The 18,255-nt window shown below is 62.0% G+C and carries 15 protein-coding genes and 1 pseudogene; 8 read left to right on the forward strand and 8 right to left on the reverse strand.

Annotated elements, in window-relative coordinates:
- The first annotated feature begins 7 nt into the window (after positions 1–7).
- Positions 8–1,267: a CaiB/BaiF CoA transferase family protein gene (locus ACT7DV_RS16245; RefSeq protein ID WP_444664134.1), complete on the forward strand. Its 1,260-nt coding sequence runs from the start codon at positions 8–10 to the stop codon at positions 1,265–1,267.
- Positions 1,264–2,226, forward strand: a complete 963-nt coding sequence (locus ACT7DV_RS16250; RefSeq protein ID WP_444664136.1) for a hydroxymethylglutaryl-CoA lyase — start codon at positions 1,264–1,266, stop codon at positions 2,224–2,226. Before ACT7DV_RS16245 ends, ACT7DV_RS16250 begins: the two co-directional genes overlap by 4 nt.
- A 32-nt stretch (positions 2,227–2,258) precedes the next feature.
- Here ACT7DV_RS16250 and ACT7DV_RS16255 read toward each other — a convergent pair whose 3' ends face one another.
- Entirely contained in the window at positions 2,259–3,059 is an 801-nt protein-coding gene (locus tag ACT7DV_RS16255) for an IclR family transcriptional regulator (RefSeq protein WP_444664138.1), read from the reverse strand.
- Positions 3,060–3,290: 231 nt separating this feature from the next.
- Here ACT7DV_RS16255 and ACT7DV_RS16260 point away from each other — a divergent pair, with 231 nt between their 5' ends.
- A complete protein-coding gene (locus tag ACT7DV_RS16260; protein WP_444664140.1) occupies positions 3,291–4,988 on the forward strand; it encodes an AMP-binding protein in 1,698 nt (565 codons plus the stop codon).
- A gap of 111 nt (positions 4,989–5,099) precedes the next feature.
- Here ACT7DV_RS16260 and ACT7DV_RS16265 read toward each other — a convergent pair whose 3' ends face one another.
- The 4 genes from ACT7DV_RS16265 to ACT7DV_RS16280 all read right to left on the reverse strand — a co-directional run bounded on the left by ACT7DV_RS16265 (position 5,100) and on the right by ACT7DV_RS16280 (position 9,663).
- Positions 5,100–6,293, reverse strand: a complete 1,194-nt coding sequence (locus ACT7DV_RS16265; RefSeq protein ID WP_444664142.1) for a hypothetical protein — start codon at positions 6,291–6,293, stop codon at positions 5,100–5,102.
- 92 nt (positions 6,294–6,385) lie between these two features.
- Entirely contained in the window at positions 6,386–7,615 is a 1,230-nt protein-coding gene (locus tag ACT7DV_RS16270; RefSeq protein WP_444664144.1) for a hypothetical protein, read from the reverse strand.
- Positions 7,602–9,167, reverse strand: a complete 1,566-nt coding sequence (gene ffh / locus ACT7DV_RS16275) for a signal recognition particle protein (RefSeq protein WP_444664146.1) — start codon at positions 9,165–9,167, stop codon at positions 7,602–7,604. Before ffh ends, ACT7DV_RS16270 begins: the two co-directional genes overlap by 14 nt.
- A gap of 169 nt (positions 9,168–9,336) precedes the next feature.
- Complete coding sequence (locus ACT7DV_RS16280) at positions 9,337–9,663, reverse strand: hypothetical protein (RefSeq protein ID WP_444664891.1); 327 nt, start codon at positions 9,661–9,663, stop codon at positions 9,337–9,339.
- Between the two features lie 118 nt (positions 9,664–9,781).
- Here ACT7DV_RS16280 and ACT7DV_RS16285 point away from each other — a divergent pair, with 118 nt between their 5' ends.
- Positions 9,782–10,288: a hypothetical protein gene (locus ACT7DV_RS16285; RefSeq protein ID WP_444664893.1), complete on the forward strand. Its 507-nt coding sequence runs from the start codon at positions 9,782–9,784 to the stop codon at positions 10,286–10,288.
- Between the two features lie 344 nt (positions 10,289–10,632).
- Here ACT7DV_RS16285 and ACT7DV_RS16290 read toward each other — a convergent pair.
- Positions 10,633–11,340: pseudogene (locus ACT7DV_RS16290) on the reverse strand (M23 family metallopeptidase); the annotation flags it as partial.
- Positions 11,341–11,686: 346 nt separating this feature from the next.
- Here ACT7DV_RS16290 and ACT7DV_RS16295 point away from each other — a divergent pair.
- Together ACT7DV_RS16295 and ACT7DV_RS16300 are read left to right on the forward strand one after the other, a co-directional pair.
- Complete coding sequence (locus tag ACT7DV_RS16295; RefSeq protein ID WP_444664148.1) at positions 11,687–12,217, forward strand: hypothetical protein; 531 nt, start codon at positions 11,687–11,689, stop codon at positions 12,215–12,217.
- 536 nt (positions 12,218–12,753) lie between these two features.
- Positions 12,754–12,945 carry a CsbD family protein gene (locus tag ACT7DV_RS16300; protein ID WP_060701468.1) on the forward strand — a complete coding sequence of 64 codons (192 nt, stop codon included), beginning with the start codon at positions 12,754–12,756 and terminating at the stop codon, positions 12,943–12,945.
- A 217-nt stretch (positions 12,946–13,162) separates the two neighbouring features.
- Here ACT7DV_RS16300 and ACT7DV_RS16305 read toward each other — a convergent pair whose 3' ends face one another.
- A complete protein-coding gene (locus ACT7DV_RS16305) occupies positions 13,163–15,352 on the reverse strand; it encodes a catalase (protein WP_444664150.1) in 2,190 nt (729 codons plus the stop codon).
- Between the two features lie 139 nt (positions 15,353–15,491).
- Positions 15,492–16,712 carry an ammonium transporter gene (locus ACT7DV_RS16310; protein ID WP_444664152.1) on the reverse strand — a complete coding sequence of 407 codons (1,221 nt, stop codon included), beginning with the start codon at positions 16,710–16,712 and terminating at the stop codon, positions 15,492–15,494.
- A 279-nt stretch (positions 16,713–16,991) separates the two neighbouring features.
- Between ACT7DV_RS16310 and ACT7DV_RS16315 the strand changes: the two genes are divergently transcribed.
- Together ACT7DV_RS16315 and ACT7DV_RS16320 are read left to right on the forward strand one after the other, a co-directional pair.
- Positions 16,992–17,660: a DNA-3-methyladenine glycosylase gene (locus ACT7DV_RS16315; RefSeq protein ID WP_444664154.1), complete on the forward strand. Its 669-nt coding sequence runs from the start codon at positions 16,992–16,994 to the stop codon at positions 17,658–17,660.
- Positions 17,661–17,742: 82 nt separating this feature from the next.
- Complete coding sequence (locus ACT7DV_RS16320; RefSeq protein ID WP_444664025.1) at positions 17,743–18,225, forward strand: transposase; 483 nt, start codon at positions 17,743–17,745, stop codon at positions 18,223–18,225.
- The last annotated feature ends 30 nt before the right edge of the window (positions 18,226–18,255 follow it).

The following is an 18,255-nucleotide window of genomic DNA, read 5'->3' on the forward strand; positions in this document are numbered from 1 at the left end:
GCTATCCATGAGCCGCTTAGAGTCCAACACCCCGGCTATCGCACCGCTAGAAGGCATCCGCGTTCTGGAACTGGGCAACTACATTGCCGCACCCACCGCAGGGCGCCTGCTGGCGGACTTCGGTGCCGAAGTCATCAAGGTCGAACGCCCCGAAACCGGCGACGAACTGCGCAACTGGAGGCTGAAAAAGGGCAGTGTGTCGATGCTCTACCGCACCATCAACCGGAACAAGAAATCGGTGGTGCTTGATCTGCGCAGCGATGCCGGACGGGCCGCCGTGCTCGACCTGGTGCGTGAATGCGACGTATTGCTGGAGAATTTCCGGCCCGGCACCCTGGAAAAGTGGGGCCTGGGCCCCCAGCAGCTCAGCGCCGCCAATCCGGACCTGGTGATCACCCGGATCTCCGCCTTCGGGCAGACCGGCCCGCTGGCCGAACGCCCCGGCTTTGCCGCGGTGGCCGAAGCCTTCAGCGGATTCCGCAATCTGGTCGGCGACCCCGACCGGGCGCCGGTGCGCGTGGGCGTGTCCATCGGAGACTCCATTGCCGGGCTCTATGCCGCTTTCGGGGCAGTGATGGCGCTCTTTGAACGCGACCGCAAGAGCGCCACGGCCCGGCCGCTGCCACTGGATCACCGAATCATCGACGTGGCATTGCACGAGGCCATGTTCTCCATGATGGAATCGCTCATCCCCGACCAGGGCGCCTATGGTGAATCGCGCACCCGCTCCGGCGGGCGCATGGAAGGCATCGCCCCCTCCAACGCCTATCTCTGTGCCGACGGAGCAAGCATCGTCGTGGCCGGAAATGGCGACGGCATCTACCGGCGGTATATGGAAGCCATCGGACGACCCGACCTGGCCAGCGATGAATCCTTGAAATCCAACGCCCAACGGTGGGAACAACGCGAAATGCTCGATGAGGCCATCGGCGCATGGAGCAGCACCTTGGACTCCAAGGCGGCATTGGAAATCCTCGACGCCGCCGGAGTGCCCGCCGGTCCCATCTACACCGCCGAGGACATTGTGAATGAGCCGCAGTACCAGGCCCGCAACATGATCCAGAACTTCAGCGTATCCACCGGCGAGGAAATCCTGCCCGACGTCGGGTTCCCCGGAATAGTGCCGGTGATGGGATCCGTTTCCCTGCCCATCCGCAGCCTCGGCCCGGACCTGGGCGAGCATACCGGGGAAATCCTGGGCACCCTGCTGGGCTACAGCCCGGAAGAAATCACCAACGCCACCAACAGCGAAACGAGCCAAGCATGAGCTACTCCTTCTCCCCGGCAGCAACCCTGCGCGATGTCACCCTGCGCGACGGCCTGCAGCTGACCGGAAAGCTTCTGGACACCGAGCAGAAAATCGCGACCGTCCGGGAACTGCTGCGCCTGGGCGTCCAGGAAATCGAGCTGGGCTCGATGGCCCGCGCCGATCTGGTCCCTCCGATGGCCAATACCCTGGCGGTGGCCGAGGCGCTGACCGCGGAGGAACTGGCCCACTGCTGGATCTGGGTGGCCACGCCCGGACATGTCGCCAAGGCGGCCAAGGCCGGCATCACCAACTTCCAGTACTGCCTTTCGGTGTCCGACGCGCATAACCAGGCCAACATCTCGCGCAGCACCGAAGCGAGCTTGGAGGCCCTGCCCGAGGCCATCGGGTACGCACAGGCGGTCAACGGCAGAATCCAGCTCTGCCTGGCCACCTCATTTACCTGCCCTTTTGACGGGCAGGTCCCCGAGTCGCGGGTGCTGGAGATCGCCAATGATCCCCGGGCCGAAGGAACCTGCGACATCGTCATCTGCGACACCTTGGGCCAGGCGGTCCCCGCCCAGGTGGCCTCGCTGATCAGCAATGTGCGCGCAAATTCGCCGCGGCGGCGCATCGTCTTCCACGGGCACGACACTTGGGGGCTGGGAGTGGCCAATACCTTGGCCGCCATCGCGGCCGGGGCCGATGTGGTGGACGGCGCGTTGGGCGGATTGGGTGGATGCCCCTTCGCTCCAGGGGCCAGCGGCAATACGTCGAGCGAGGATATCCTCTTCGCTACCCGTCCCCAGTGGCTGACCCCGGAACGCTTTGGCGAACTGGTGCAGCTATCCGAATCGCTGCTGGCCCAGCTGGGCGAGCCAAACCGGTCGAAGTCGGCCCAGGGAGCCCGGTCCAAGGCCAAGGCCTTCGAATGGGTGATCGATTCGGAGCCCAGCGCCATGGGCAACGCCCGGACCTAGGAACCGCGAACGATCAGCCCATCGTCTCGCCGCTATGCGGGGCGGTGGGTTTCCCCTGGAAAACGCCCGCCAATCAAACGGGTCATCCGCTCGGCCGTTTCCAGCAAGGGCTCAACCCAGCTCTCGCAGACCGCTTGCGGCATGCGCAGGGTCGGTCCGCTAATGGTCACGGCAGCCACCAATCGGGCCGCCGAGTCGAAAACCGGTGCCGACAAGCCGGAGGCGCCGCTTTCGCGCTCTCCGATGGTGATGGCAAAACCATCGGCGCGGGTCGCCTCCACAGCAGCCTGCAAGTCGCCAAGGCCGGTAATCGTCGAGGAGGTCAGGGACTCCAGCGAGCCCTCAACCAACCGCTGCATCAGCTCCGGTTTCCAGGCCAGCAGCACACGGCCGGCAGAGCCGGCATGCAGTGGCGCCAGCTCCCCCAGGTGCATTTCCCGGCGCAGGACGTGGCGGGTTTCGGCGATGCCAACGCAGACCCGGTACACCGCTTCGGCACGGAAAAGGCAGGCCGATTCCCCGGTGCTATCCCGGAGTTCTGCGAGCAGCGGGCTGATCACGTCGAGCACTTCCTTGCCGCGCGTGGCAGGCGCAGCCCAGTACGCCATCTTCATGCCAATGCGATAGCCATCCCCCTCGCGGTCCAAGAAGCCCTGCTCCACCAGGTTGGCCACCAGCCGCTGGACTGTGGAGGCCGGCATGGAGGTGGCCTCGCGCAAATCAGAGAGGGTCAGGACCGGCTGGCGCAAGGAAAAGGAGTCAAGGATGGCGCTGATTTTTCCCAGCACAAGAAGCGGATTCTGTTTCTTGGCGGGACCTTGTTCCTTTGGCATATTTCAGACGCTAGACCATCACGGCCATTACCGTCCAATTCTTTCTCCCACCGCGCATCCGGGGCCGCACTGCTGGATTGATCAGGGCGGCATCGCGGGAAAACCAGGCATCTGGATCCCGCCTCATGCCCACGGTCAGGCGGCGCTTTGTCCTGCTGGTCGCTACCGTATATTGGGTGGCAACGAACAATGACGGCTGCTGGCGATCTCGCCCCGACGCAAAGGACTGCGATGAGCAATACCGAGAAGTTCCGAGCCGCACGCGACCTGCTCCTGGACGCCCGTGATGACTACCGCAGGGCCCGGGGCGAGTTCACCTGGCCAGAGTTCACCGACTTCAACTTCGCCTATGACTGGTTCGACGCCATCGCGCAGGATCCCCGGCGTTCCAGCGAACCCGCGCTGATCCTGGCTGAACCAGATGGCAGCACTGCCCGATATAGCTGGTCCGAGCTCTCCGCGCGCTCCACCCAGGTGGCCCGCTGGCTCAGCGATCACGGGCTGCGGCGCGGAGAGGCGATCATTGTGATGCTCGGCAACGAGGTGGCGCTGTGGGAAACGATGCTGGCCGGCATGAAGCTGGGCGCCGTGATCATCCCTACGACTACCCAGGCCACCAGCGAGGATCTGGCTGACCGCTTCGAACGCGGCAAGGCTTCATGGGTCATCGCCGGCCACGGCCAGATGGAAAAGCTCCGCGCAGTTCCCGGGACCCGCACCATCGTGCAGGTCGGCGGCGCCCCCGAGGCTGGAACATTGCATTTCGAGGATTCGCATCGCGCGCCCATCGAGTTCTCGCTGGATGTGCCAACTCGTGCCGACGAAAACTTGCTGCTGTATTTCACTTCCGGCACCACTTCCCAGCCCAAGCTCGTGCAGCACACCCATTCCTCGTATCCGGTAGGCCATCTGGCAACCATGTTCTGGATTGGGCTGGAACCCGGCGACGTTCATTTGAACGTTGCCTCCCCCGGCTGGGGCAAGCACGCCTGGTCGAATTTCTTTGGCCCGTGGATCGCCGAGGCCACCGTCTTTGTCTTCAACTATGACCGCTTCGAGCCGGTGGCGCTGATGGGCCAGATGGGGAAGGAAAATGTCACGAGCTTCTGCGCGCCACCGACGGTCTGGCGCTATTTGATCCAGGCGGATCTTTCCATACTGAAAAGCCCTCCGCGCAAATTGGTTTCGGCCGGCGAACCGCTGAATGCCGAAGTCATCGACCAGGTGCGCAATGCGTGGGGCCAGGTGATCCGCGACGGCTATGGGCAGACCGAAACCACCGTGCAAATCGCCAATTCACCCGGGGAGTCGCTCAAGGTGGGTGCCATGGGGCGCCCGATGCCTGGATATGATGTCGAACTGCGCAATCCAACCACTGGCCAGCTTGCCGAGGTTGGCGAAATCTGCCTGCGCATGGATCCGCGTCCGGTGGGCCTGATGAAGGGCTATTTTGATGACCAGGAGAAGACCGGCGAAGTAATGCGCGACGGGCTCTACCACACCGGGGATATTGCCGAACGCGATGAGGAAGGGATCTTGACCTACATCGGGCGGGCTGACGATGTCTTCAAATCCAGCGATTACAAGCTCAGTCCATTTGAATTGGAGTCCGTGGTTTTGGAGCATCCGGCCGTGGCCGAAGTTGCTGTAGTCCCTTCACCGGATCCGCTGAAGCTATCGGTGCCCAAGGCCTTTGTCACCTTGGCTTCCGGTTATGAGCCCAGCGCTGGCACAGCGAAAGATATCCTCGGATTCTGCCGTGAGCATTTGGCCCCGTACAAGCGGATTCGCCGCTTGGAGTTCTCGGATCTGCCCAAGACCATATCCGGGAAGATCCGCCGGGTTGAATTGCGCCTGGCTGAAGAAGAGCAGCATGCGGCCGGCAAAGTCCCGCCCAATGAATTCCGCGATACCGACTTCCAGGACTGAAATATCGCAGCTTGCGATGCTTGGGTGCATTCAATGCACTAGGGCACCGGCGGGGACAGCGCGATTGAGCTGCTCCCCGCCGGTGCCCTATGAAGATCTGCCAGTTATGGCTCAGAAATCTCGTTTGGCCTTCGCGGCATCAACAATTCCCTTGCCCAGATAGAACGCTCCGTCAGCGTACCAAGCGAACATCAGCAGCTGGCGGGCTGGCTTGGGAAGCCATGCGAACTTCTCGCTCTTGGCCAATACTGCATGAACGCCCAGCCCAGAGGCCAAGACGAAAGCGCCGGAGCCGATCAAGGCCTGCGGGTTCCACCCGGCACGGAAGAGCACCCGCTTGAGCCCGGTGGCTTCGCGTTCCTGCTCGCTCAAGGCGGCGCGCAAGCTCCGGAAAGGTCCGCCGGTGGAAATGACACGGCGGTCTTCCGGAATCGGGCGGCCGGTCAGATAGTCAATGCTCCGCGGATCGAAGCCCAGCAAGGCGACAAAGCGCTTCATGCCCGCCAAATCAACCGGGCCCTGCAGCAGGCCCAAAGCCTCATCTCGTGCTATTGGGTCAGAGACCAGTTCATCCAGCAGTTGCACGGTCTCGTCATCGATGCCCAAGAGCAGCCCATCAAGTTCCTTCAGGCGCTGCGCGGCCGGAGAATCCGTCTCGGGCTCAAGAATGACCTGACGTTCAAGATCCAGAACCATCATCAACGACGGGCCATAGAGCTCGCGCCGAGGGCGCTTGGCTTCAACGGTGGCCATGATGACATTGCCGGTGCGGGCCAGCGACAGGAATGGGCGGTTGGAGCGAGCGATTCCAGGGGCGAAGACCGGCTGGGCAGGCATTGCCATGAGTCCGGAATCGGTGTTCCATACGGTGATCTGGTTATCGTCGAAGCCGGCGGCGAGCACCAGTTCCGAGGCCTTCAGCGTTGCCCCGTGAAGCAGCTCATTGGTGGCCCCGAGATCCCCGAGAATGTCATCATCGGGGGTTGGTCCGTCGATCTCGTCGCCGTCGACCAGCACGTAGTCGGCCTCGGTCGAGTTCTTCAATTCGTGCACCAGCTTGGTGACCCGGGAACCTTCGCGCAATTTGCCCTTGGCATCGATGCGGTAGAGCACCGCATCCCGGGCTTCGCTGACAGTTGCGACCTCGGCGAGTACCTCGGTGGAGTTCTCTCGCTCGACGGCTCCCCCAACGAATCCCAGCAATCGGCGGTCGGCCAATGCGGTGCGCACGACTTCGGCGGCATCTGGCTTATCGCCCATGAAAATGAACTCTAGGTTGAGGTAGTTGAACTCGGTTGAATCCACGAAGAGTAGCCCCTTTGGTCAATTGAAGATGGCAATATGTCAATCATAGGCGGTAACCGGTACCCACTTGGAAGAGAACGTACGGGCCAACGCTAGCGGTAGCGTCGGCGACGGGTGCGGAACCAGCGCAGCGCTCCGAAGGCGGTATTCCCGGCGGCGTCCGCATAGCCAAGCACCAGTAGCAGCATGATGGCCCAAGGCGGCATCCAAGGCTCTTGCCAATTGGTTCCTGCCAGCATCAGCGAGAACACCAATGCCTCCGCAAGGCCCAGCGCCAGCTGGGCCACAGGCTTCCACGACGAAGCGTTGTACCACCGCGGCCGGGCATTGATCTTTCTGAATTCGGCAATCATGGCTCGGACCACGGCCTTGGCCATGCCCACCGGCTCGACCTGCCGCGCGTTCTCGGGAAGAACTGCATCCTCCAGGTAGCGGGCCAGCGCTGGTTCATGCCCAAAGGTTTCCAGCACCCGCTGCACCGATTCCAGGCTGCCGGTGCCGGCCAGCACCTGCTTAAGCCTTTCGATCTCTTGGGCGCCCACCGATAGCCCAGCGAGCTCATCAAGCTCCTGCTCATCGATGCTGTCCTGGTTGGCTATCAACCAGTCCAATTCCCTTCTGGCGGGACTTTGCTCCGCCGGCCAGAAAGCGGGGCTGGCTGCGACTGGCCAGATATGAACCCAGGCTGGAAGCCCGCCGAGCTTAACCGCCTGCTTGCGGAACCAGAAGCTCGCGGCGAATCGCGCTCCGGTGCGGCTGAGCATAATAGCCGGATGCTGGCTCGCTGCAGGAACCCCTCCCACCAAAAAGCCCTCGTGCACGGCCACTGCTGCGGCCCCGGGCCCCGGCGGCAGAAGCTGCCAGCTGGTTCTGCTCGCGGACGCCCACACGCCCATGTCCGGCTCGTTCAGCGCGCCGATGACCAGGGTCCGCCCCGAAGGCATGGCCTCGAGCCGCGGATCGTCGATGGGTTCCCCGCTTTGCACCTCGACGTCGTCCTGGTCGACATATAGCGCACCGGTGCCCAGCTTCAACGCCAGCGCGAAATCCTCGACCTGCTGGCCCAGCCTCAGGCTGCCTCCCGCGTTGGCCAAAAACAACAGGCCTTCGGGGGTGACTGCGATGCTGATCTCGATAATGGACAGTCCATTCCAGGGCACCGGGATGGAGACCAGCGAGATGACCTCACGGGCGGCCAGCAGCTCCCGGACCTTGGCTTCGGCCTGCCCGGCGTTCGGTTCTTCGAAGATAAGAGTCAGGGCGGCGACCAGCGTTTGCTCCTGGTCGCCGCCCTGCAAGGACTCGTGATTACTTGTTGCCAAGGTACTTTTCGAAGCCGGCTGGCAAGTTCAGGCTCGATGGATCGAAGTCCTGGTTGGCGCCCTGTCCGAAGGAGGCCCCGGCTGGTGCCGAAGACTTCTTGTTCTTGGCCTCCAGCTCGGCCTGTGCGGCTTTGGCCGGGTTTCCGAACTTCTGCTGCTTCTTGCCCTTGCCCTTGGCCTTCGCCTTGCGGGCAGCGCCCTTGCCTGCACCTGGCATGCCCGGGATGCCGCCGCCGGCGGCCATCTTCTTCATCATCTTCTGCGCTTCGGTGAAGCGCTCAAGCATCTGGTTGACCTCGGAGACCGAGACGCCCGAGCCCTTGGCGATACGCGCGCGGCGCGAGCCGTTGATGATCTTCGGCGCGACACGCTCATGCGGGGTCATCGAGCGGACGATGGCTTCCACGCGGTCGATCTGGCGCTCGTCGAACTGCTCTAGCTGCTGGCGGGAAATCTGCGCGCCGGGCATCATGCCCAGCAGCTTCTTCATCGAGCCCATCTTCTTGATCTGGGCCATCTGGGCGAGGAAGTCGTCCAGGGTGAAGTCTTCCTGGTCGGCGAACTTCTTCGCCATCCGCTCGGCTTCGTCCTTGTCCCAGTTCTTCTCGGCCTGCTCGATGAGCGTCATGACGTCGCCCATGTCCAGGATGCGCGAAGCCATGCGGTCCGGGTGGAAGATCTCGAAGTCGTCCAGGTTTTCGCCGGTGGAGGCGAACATGACCGGCTTGCCGGTCACCGAGGCTACCGACAGGGCGGCGCCACCGCGGGCATCGCCATCGAGCTTGGAGAGCACCACGCCGGTGAAGTCAACGCCCTCATGGAAGGCCTGGGCGGTGTTGACCGCGTCCTGGCCGATCATGGCATCGATGACAAAGAGCACTTCGTCCGGGTTGATGGCGGCGCGGATATTCGCGGCCTGGGCCATCATCTCGGTGTCCACGCCCAGGCGGCCGGCGGTATCGACAATCACCACGTCGTGCAGCTTGGACTTGGCTTCGGCGATGCCGTCGCGGGCAACGGCGACCGGGTCGCCGGTTGGGGTGTCGAACTCCGAGGAGACGCCCGGGTGCGGTGCGTAGACCGGAACGCCAGCACGCTCGCCGTTGATCTGCAGCTGCTTGACAGCATTGGGGCGCTGCAGGTCGCAGGCCACCAGCATCGGGGTGTGGCCCTCGGACTTCAGGTGCTTGGCCAGCTTTCCGGCCAAGGTGGTCTTGCCGGCACCCTGCAAACCGGCGAGCATGATCACCGTTGGAGGGTTCTTGGCCAGGTTCAGGCGGCGGGTTTCGCCACCGAGGATTCCAACAAGCTCCTCATTGACAATCTTGACGACCTGCTGGCCCGGGTTCAGGGACTCGGAAACCTCGGCACCCAGTGCGCGTTCTTTCACCTGGGCCACGAAGGCGCGGACCACCGAGACGGCAACGTCAGCGTCGAGCAGGGCACGGCGGATTTCGCGGACTGTACCGTCGATGTCTGCTTCAGTCAGGCGGCCCTTGCCGCGCAGGTTCTTGAAGGTTGCTGTCAGGCGATCGGAAAGTGAATTAAACACGTGCCGGGCACTTCTTTCGATAGGTCTTGTGGTGCGCGTCAAAAACGCACAGGACTCGACTTATAAGAATATCAAGAATCACGGCACGATCTAACCAGTTCCATATCACTTTGCGGTGCGCGCCGTAGCCAAGGGTTGCCCTGGACTACGGGCGCGCAACTGGCGGTTGCTACGGAGCGCTCGCTGCCGGCTTGGTGGCCACGGCTGCACTGCGTGGTTCAGCTGATGCTGGCTTCGGCGGGTTCTTGCTGGCGGCCTGCTTGACCGGCGGTACAGCGGCCACAGGCTTCTTGGACGGGATCGGAGCTGGTGCGGCCTTCGCTACCGGCACCTTGGCCTTGGCCATAGGAGCCTTGGGCTGGGCAACAGAAGCCTTGGGCTTGGCAATTGGCGCTTTGGACTGGGCAATTGGCGCCTTGGATGAGGAGGCAGCCGCCTTGACCATGGGCTTCTTTGACGGCGCGGCGGTGGCAGCATGGGCAAGCTTTTTCTTCACAGGCTTGGCTTCCTGAACAGCAGGGCGGGCCGGCGGCTCGGATTCTATTGTCTTCCCGGCTGTCGCCTTGGTTGCCGGCGGCGATTTCTTGGCTGGGTCCTTATGAGGGGGCTTGGCCTTGGGCACGCTTGCTGTTGGCGCATTCTCCGGAACTTTGAGGTTCACTTCCAATGTGGCTGTTGGCTCAGGCGATGGCTCCCCTGCTGGTCCTTCAGTTGGCTGGGAATCAGCGATCGGTGCCTGGCTGGCATCGGTGGGCGGCACGCTGGGCGATGTGCTCGGCGTGGGCTTCGGCGGTTCAGGCGATGATGATGGCTGCACCGACGGCGATGGCGAAGGCGCAATGCTCGGCCTGGATTCTTGCGTCGGCCGTGGAGTCAGCGAAGGCTTTGCGCTTGCCGAAGCGGTTGGCGCGGCACTCGGGCTGGATGTCCCTACAAGGCTCGGGGAAGCGGTTGGATGGGCTGTGCTCGGTTTTGGCGTGGGCACCGGTGTAATTGTCTGTGCGTGCTCCGTCGGCGACGGCGAAGCGCTCGGTGGCACCGTGCGTGTTGGCGTTGCTGGCGGCGTGCTTATTGGGCGTGGCTTCTCGGCCTGCTTGGATGGTGCGGTGCGCTGTGGCTGAAGAACCTTTGGAGCATTAGTTTTCGCCTTGTCCGTCCGGTGCTTCGCGGCTGAAGATGCAGCGGGCTTCAAGCTCGATGATCCCTGCGCGCGAACCGGCTTCTTAGGTGCGTGCCTCGATCCGTGCACCGGAGCTTTTGCGGAGTGCTGCGCTGCAGCCTGCAAGCTGCGAGCTGGAAGACGCTGGGGACTTTGGGCGGCGAGGAATCGGTTGGCCGCCACCGCTGGAGCATCTGGGAGAAACATCGAAGCGATTTGTCCCGCGCCCATGGCCAGATATTTGCTCGGGTTCTGCCACTGGCCATCGATGATGACCTCGAAGTGGACGTGACAGCCAGTGGAATTTCCGGTGGTGCCCGCCAAGGCAATGACTTGGCCTTGGCTTACCCTTTGCCCTGCACCGACGAGGATCAGGGAATTGTGGCTGTATCCGGTCTGGATCCGATTGCCGTGGTCAATGGTGACGCGGTTTCCTGAATGGCCAGCCCATGAGGCGACCACAACAATACCGTCCTCGCTAGCTCTCACCGGTGAGCCGCAAGCTATGGGATAGTCCTGGCCGATGTGGATTTGCCGGCCAGGACCTGTCGGATTTCTGCGCCATCCGAAGGGGCTGGAAATCATGCTCGTAGCCACGGGGCGCATGAGCTGGAAAGACAACAAGTTTGGCCTGATTAGCGGGTTGCTTGCGGATTCCAGATATGCCGGCTGGTTGGCGATAGCTGGCGGGTGGATGCCACCGTGGGCGACTCGGGAGTTGTCCTGCCCAATCGCAGCGCTCTTCGGAACCGAGCTGAGGGTGCCGACCACGCCGAGCAGGGGCTTCTGGGACTCAGGTGCAGTCACCAGAAGGGGGCCCGGCCGTGCGATAGCCGTTTGTTCAATGGCCAAGTGGCTGGAGGCCACGCGAGCTGGCGGCGGAACTGGCCATCCCGTGGCGCTGCTCAGGCCCACAACCGCTGCTATCCCCAAAGCAAAATATGCAAATCCATGAGTGGTTGCCGGCGCCTGTGAAGGCACAGAAATATCCAAATCGTGATGACGTCGCTTCATAACTTGCCAGTCCCCCAAAACCGCAAATCAACAACAGGCTCTCAGGATAGACCCAGAAGCATGCAATGACCATAGCTCGACTTGACTCATAAAAATCTCCCCGAAACCAACTCTTGATTCCCAGGCTCTGCGGCTACCCGCTGTGGACCACGGGTAAATCCGGCGGCCTGGGCAAGCTGGCCCGATTAACTGCTTAGCTGCGAAGAACAGCAGGTCCAGGCAAGGCCTCCGTTGCTAGCTGGATGCCACCTGCAGATCCGTGGACACGGATTGGTTGAGTGGCGGCGGTGCCCTAGGGTTTCGAAGCGAACCAGAAATTCCCCGACCCGATTGGAGAATCGAAGCCATGACGCCATCGACGATCGACCAGGACACTTTGCATCGCTACCTCGACCGGCATCTGCTGGGCTCCGAATCCGGGCTTGATCATTTCAAGGCTGCACATGGCACTTGGGCCGGCACCGCCTTCGAAGAACGCTTTGAATCCCTGCACCAGCAAGTTCAGGCGGACCAAGAGGACCTCAAGAAGATCATGGCCCAGCTCGGCTGCAGCCCGCGCCCCATCGGAAAGCTCCTGGCTCCTGTGGCCCGGCTTGCCGGGAAGGCCAACCCCTTCAACCCATTGCGCCTGCACACACAAGCCGCTGCACAAGTCCAACTGGATGTTCTCACCGGATTGCTCAATGCCAAGCTGCGCATGTGGCAGACGCTGCTGCTCATGCTCCCCCATGAGCAGCGGCTTGATCGGGGACTGCTGCTGGACCTTTCACGCCGGGCCGATTCGCAGATCAAGCAGCTCGTGGCATTGAGCGACGAGACCTGGGCCGAGCGCTTTGCCCCGCAAGAACATCATGATGGCGATGAACACGGCCGCTGATGGGCCGTTGAAATGCGGCCCTCGCAGATCTCGCGGCCTGGCAGGAAGGGGAATCGGCGCGCCGGGGTTCCTCTCTGCCTGATTGCCCCGTCCTTCGTTGGCTCTGCCACCAGTCTGTTTCCCTGCTGAGATCAGGAACTGAACCAGCATAAGTAGCCGCCATCGGTGGTTGGAATCAATTTTTCTGCCCCTGGTCGCAACTGCGGTTGCTTCCTGGTTGCATTACTGCTTGGCGACGAAAATGTCGCAGGATTGCCCGTCCGAAGCCGGGCCAGGCCACGGCTGCCTGCCCTGAGGCAGGGCAGAGTGCATCGGCCAGTTCCAGCGGTGGTAGCGCCATGCGGGATCCGTACGGCAACAGCGATGCTCCGGCGGCAGTTTCCACTGCGTTGACGGGGCACCCCGCCAAATCCGGGACCAGATTCATATGCTGCGCCATGCAACCACTCAGCAATCGTCCAGCCAAAATAACCGGTGGCGAGATCCGTTCTATAGTTCAAATTGTCAGTATCAGATCAATTCAGAAAGCAGGAATCATGGGTATTGGAGATAAGATCAAGAACAAGGCCCAGGAAGCATCTGGAAAGGCCAAGGAAGCCTTGGGTGATGCCACCGACAACGAGCGTTTGCAGGCCGAAGGCGCCAAGGACCAAGCCGCAGCCAAGGCCAAGCAGGCTGGGGAACATGTCAAGGATGCTGCCAAGGACATCAAGGATGATCTGTCCTAAGATTCGCTGACCCAGTTGCGTCCCATGGAATGATTTCCATGGGACGCAACTCTGTGTTCAGCGAGTTTTCACGGATACTATCTCCTGATCACGTCCTGCAGGACAGCACGACCGATGCGTGGATGTTCAGCGGTTGAATGTCCCTAGCCGGAGCATCCTGGATTCCTCGATAGGGGCAGGCTGGCTGCAGCACCCGATTCCGGCCTATCGGCGCCTATTACGCAGCCGGGAACCGTTCCCAGACACGATGCGCGGATAGCAGCCGCGCGGCACTGTCGGCCACCGCGGAGACCTCGACCACGCTCACGCCCGGAGCCTCATCTGGCAGGCCCACGGCACGGAGCAGGTCAGCGGACTGTCCGGACAGGCAGATGATGGCCTTGCAATGGCGGTAGGCCTCGTTGATCAGCAAACCCGCCCGCGGATCGACAAGATCCCCATCGCTGCCAGCATCCCCGGCCTTGGCATCCAGCGGAGCCTCGGCATCCGGGGCCGGAGGCAGCGGCCCGACCAGCACCAGCGCGTCGAATTCAATGGACCGCGCCGTCAGGTAGGTCCGGTCAATCGCCACTCCCTCAGCGATTTCTCCGCCCCTGGCCGAAACCAGCATTGCGACCATGCCGCGCTCGCGAAGTGCCGAACGGATGGCCAGCACCTGCTCGCGGTTTCCCTGGTCGAACACGACCCCGATCTTGCGCCCATCCACCGGCCAGGACTTTCCAATCTGGGATAGTGCAGGACTGCGCTCGGGTTCGCCAAGCTCCTGTGCCGCCGGAGCAGGCAGGCCCAGGGCCCCAGCGACACCGGCCGCCAGCCCGGTGTCGATTTTGGCCAGGCATCCGACCTGCCGCTGGCGCACCTGGACATCGGTGCATTTGCCCAGCTCGAAGGAATAGGCCTGCATCACGTGCGCGCGTTCAACGCCCGACAGGCTGAGATAGAACAAGCGGGCCTGGCTGAAATGGTCGGAGAAGCTGGCCGGCTCTGCGCGAAGCTTCTTGCCGGGCTCGAGCTTCTGCGGGAAATCCAGCGGAGGCCGCTGCCCCGACGCCAGCTGCGCCATGTATGGGCAGCCGCCATCCAGCGAGTTCGGCTTGTAGGGCGCGATGCCCTCGGGCACCCGGTGCTGGTGCTGCCCGTCCCGGAACATGTCGTTGACCGGTGCCTGCGGCTGGTTGACAGGGATCTGCGCGAAGTTCGGGCCTCCGAGGCGGGTGAGCTGGGTGTCCAGATAGGAGAACAGCCGCGCCTGCAGCAAGGGATCATCCGTGATGTCGATGCCCGGCACCAGATGGCCCGGGTGGAACGCCACCTGCTCGGTCTGCGCGAAATAGTTCTCCGGGTTGCGCTCCAGCACCATCTTGCCCAGGGGCTGGACCGGAGCCAGCTCTTCGGGGACGAACTTCGTGGGATCCAGCAGGTCGATCCCCTCGAATATCGAGGTGCCGTCATCCTCGAAGATCTGCACGCCAAGCTCCCATTCGGGGTATGCGCCGGTGTCAATGGCTTCGGCCAGATCGCGTCGGTGGAAATCCGGATCCGCGCCAGCGGCCAACTGGGACTCTTCCCAAACCAGCGAATGAACGCCGAGCTTGGGCTTCCAGTGGAACTTCACCAGCGAGGACTTGCCCTGCGCATTGACCATGCGGAAGGTGTGCACGCCGAAGCCCTCCATCATGCGGTAGGAACGCGGGATCGCCCGGTCGCTCATTTGCCACATCACATGGGCTTGCGCCGGGGTATGCAGCGAGACGAAATCCCAGAAGGTGTCATGGGCGGATTGCGCCTGCGGGATCTCCAGGTCGGGATGTGGCTTCGCCGCATGCACCAGGTCGGGAAATTTCATCCCGTCTTGGATGAAGAACACCGGGATGTTGTTGCCCACCAGGTCGAAGATGCCTTCGTCAGTGTAGAACTTCGTGGCGAATCCACGGGTATCTCGGGCGGTATCCATGGAACCACGGGAGCCGACCACGGTGGAGAAACGCACGAAAACGCGGGTGGTACGTCCGGGCTTCAAGAAGTCGGCCCGGGTCAGCTCCTCGGCATTGCCGTAACTGGTGAAAAGGCCATGGGCCCCGGCCCCGCGGGCGTGGACCACGCGTTCAGGAATGCGCTCATGGTCGAAGTGCATGATTTTTTCACGCAGGTGGTGGTCCTGCAGCAAGGTCGGACCGCGTTCGCCTGCTTTGAGCGAATGGTCGGTATCGCTGACCGGTGCGCCCTGCGCGGTGGTGAGGTATTCGCTGTCCTGGCCCGGCACCGATTCCGGCTGCTGTCCTGGGTCAGTTGGATGCTTCGGTTCATTGGCCATGGCGTTCTCCTTGTTTCTCGGGAAATCTGGCTGGATATTCTCCACGCTAGAGGCCACCGACTCGCGCTCTCCAGCGGGTCCAGCGATTCCCATGGTTTACACATCTAGCCCGGAATAGGCCGTTAAATGCGGAAACCGCCGGTGGCTGCATGGCCCACCGGCGGTTTCCTGGACACCAGAATCGTGTCCTACCCCTTGATGATGTATTTGCTATTTTTCAGTTCCCACCTCTTTACTTGGATGCCAGCTGGTAACCGGCCTCGTTGTGTTCCGCTGCGTCGATGCCGGCGATTTCGATATCGGCCGATACACGCCATGGGCTGAACTTGCCGATGATCGTGGCGATAATCCACGTCATGCCGGCGGAGAAGGCGATGACCACGAGAAGCGTCATGAACTGCGCGAAGAGCTGTGCGAGACCGCCGCCGTAGAACAGGCCGCCTGCGCTTTCCTCATTGGGCAGTGCAAAGAATCCAAGGAAGAGGGTGCCGATGATACCGGCGACCAGGTGGACGCCAACCACGTCGAGAGAGTCGTCGTAGCCGAGCTTCCACTTCAGGTTCACTGCCCAAGCTGCACCAGCACCGGCCAGGACGCCCAGCAGCAGTGCTGCCCATGGGGCGACGTCTGCACAAGAAGGAGTGATGGCCACCAGGCCTGCGACGAGACCGGATGCTACGCCTACCGAGCTTGCACGCTCTCCACGCAGCTTTTCAACGAGGATCCAGCCGAGCACTGCGGCGCCTGGTGCTGCGAAAGTATTGATCCAGATCAGGCCAGCCTGCTCGATGGTGGTGGCAGCGCCGGCGTTGAAGCCGAACCAGCCGAACCACAGAAGGCCTGCGCCGAGCATAACCAGTGGAGTGTTGTGCGGCTGCGGGCGATCATGGAAGTTGTGGCGCTGGCCGAGCTTGAGTGCGAGTACAAGAGCCGCGATACCTGCGTTGGTGTGGACCACAGCACCACCAGCGAAGTCGATTGCTTCGCCGAAGATCTTACCCAGTGCGCCGTCTGCGGAAAGCAGTCCGCCACCCCAGACCCAGAACGCAACCGGTGCGTACACCAGGGTGACCCACAGCGGGATGAAGAAGAGCCAAGGAGCGAAACGAGCACGGTCGGCGATGGCGCCGGAGATGATGGCCACCGAAATCATGGCGAAGGTGCCGGAGAAGCCTGCAGAAAGCAGGTCTGCCTGTTCGGTGTTGTGCATCGCGAAATCGCTGATTGGATTTCCTACGATACCTGCGATGGTTGGTTCACCTGCGGAGAACGAGTACCCCCACAGTACCCAGACCACGGCGGTGATTGCCGCGGCGGAGAAGCTCATCAGCATCATGTTGACGACGCCGGTAGCTCGCGTCATGCCGCCATAAAAAAGTCCCAATGCCGGCGTCATCATCAGTACAAGTGCGGCTGCTATCAGGATCCATAAGCTGGCTACGTCCAACTCCATCTGGATCACTTCCCCTCAAGGTGTTCGGTGTGTCGGTGGCGAGTCGGGCCGGCTGCAGATTTGCGGTGTCCTTGGCCCGGTGTTGAGACCATTCTTCGCTAACCATGTTTCGGTTCCCTCGCTGCCGCATTTCAAGAATGTATCCAAGAGCGCGTCGGGGTAACGTTTGCTTCTCGAACCGGTTTCCGGCATGTTTCAAAGCCTTCACGAATGGCCGGTGTCCATGTGAATGCAGGGCGAAAGTAAGCCTGGAAGTTGACGCGCTGGCATACTGGGGTCGTGGACCGATCCTTCTTCATGCCTGATGCGCTCAGCGTGGCCCCTCGCCTGCTTGGCACGATCCTGAGCGTCGATTCTCCCCAGGGGCCAGTGAGCCTGCGAATCACGGAGGCCGAAGCCTATCTGGGCGTCGGGTCCACCGGCCCTTACGATCCGGGCAGCCATTCCAAGGATCGAAAAACTGCCCGCAACTCCTCGATGTTCCTGCCGCCGGGCCACGCCTATGTGTATTTCAGCTATGGGATGCACTTCGCGTTGAATCTGGTGTGCTCCGAGGAGCATGTGGCATCCGGCGTACTGGTACGTTCAGGACAGATTGTCCAAGGGATCGATCTGGCGCGGGAACGAAGACATGCCAAGCAGAGTCCGCGCCCTGCATCGAAATACGTCAAGGATGCCCAGTTGGCCCGCGGGCCTGGCAATCTCGCGGCGGCTTTGGGCATTACTCGTGAATCGCATGACGGCTTGGATTTGCTGGCTGAGCCATTTCACATTGTCCAAAGCGGAGTGGCGGAGACTGATATTGCCAGAGGACCTCGTGTCGGGGTGGCCGGAGTCGCAGGAGGGCCTGCTTATCCTTGGCGATTCTGGCTGAAAGGCGACCCGACGGTTTCTGCCTTCCGGCCAGGGAGGGACGCCCCGGTGCCCCCAGCAAAACCTCGGGGATAAAAAGAGCTGGCGCGGGACCAGGAATGAACTGCTCCCCAAAAGTTGGACTGAGAAATCAGAACTACTTCTGGGGAGCATCTTCATGCGAACACGCAGCACATTAACCGAGGGCCAACGAGAACGACTCGTTGATCTTTTTGAAGCCGGCATGGGATCGAAAGCTGCCGCCAGCCAACTGAACGTTCGTTACTCTGCCACGGAGAAGCTTTACGATCGGTGGCGATTACATGGCAGGCTTTGTCTTATGGAAAAGCCAACCAAGACTGTATATTCCTTCGAGATCAAGAAGGAAGTCGTTCAGCGGTACCTCGCCGGTGAAACTGGTATGGATCTCGCGGCCGAGTTCCATATCAGCTCTAAGGAATTGGTGAAGAGTTGGACGCGAGCATGGCGCCAAGGTGGGGACGAAGCGCTCATGCCCAAACCCAAAGGACGGCCTAAAGGCGCCGCTCGGCCTGAACCTTTGAGCGAAGAAGAGAAGCTTCGCCGGGAGAACAAGCGACTGCTCGCCGAGGTGGCCTACCTGAAAAAATTGCGGGACTTGAGGGAGCAGGGGCACCGCTAAAAACCAAAGCGATTGTCACTCTCAAGTCAG

The organism is Glutamicibacter sp. TV12E (assembly GCF_052441935.1).
Taxonomy (GTDB): Bacteria; Actinomycetota; Actinomycetes; order Actinomycetales; family Micrococcaceae; genus Glutamicibacter.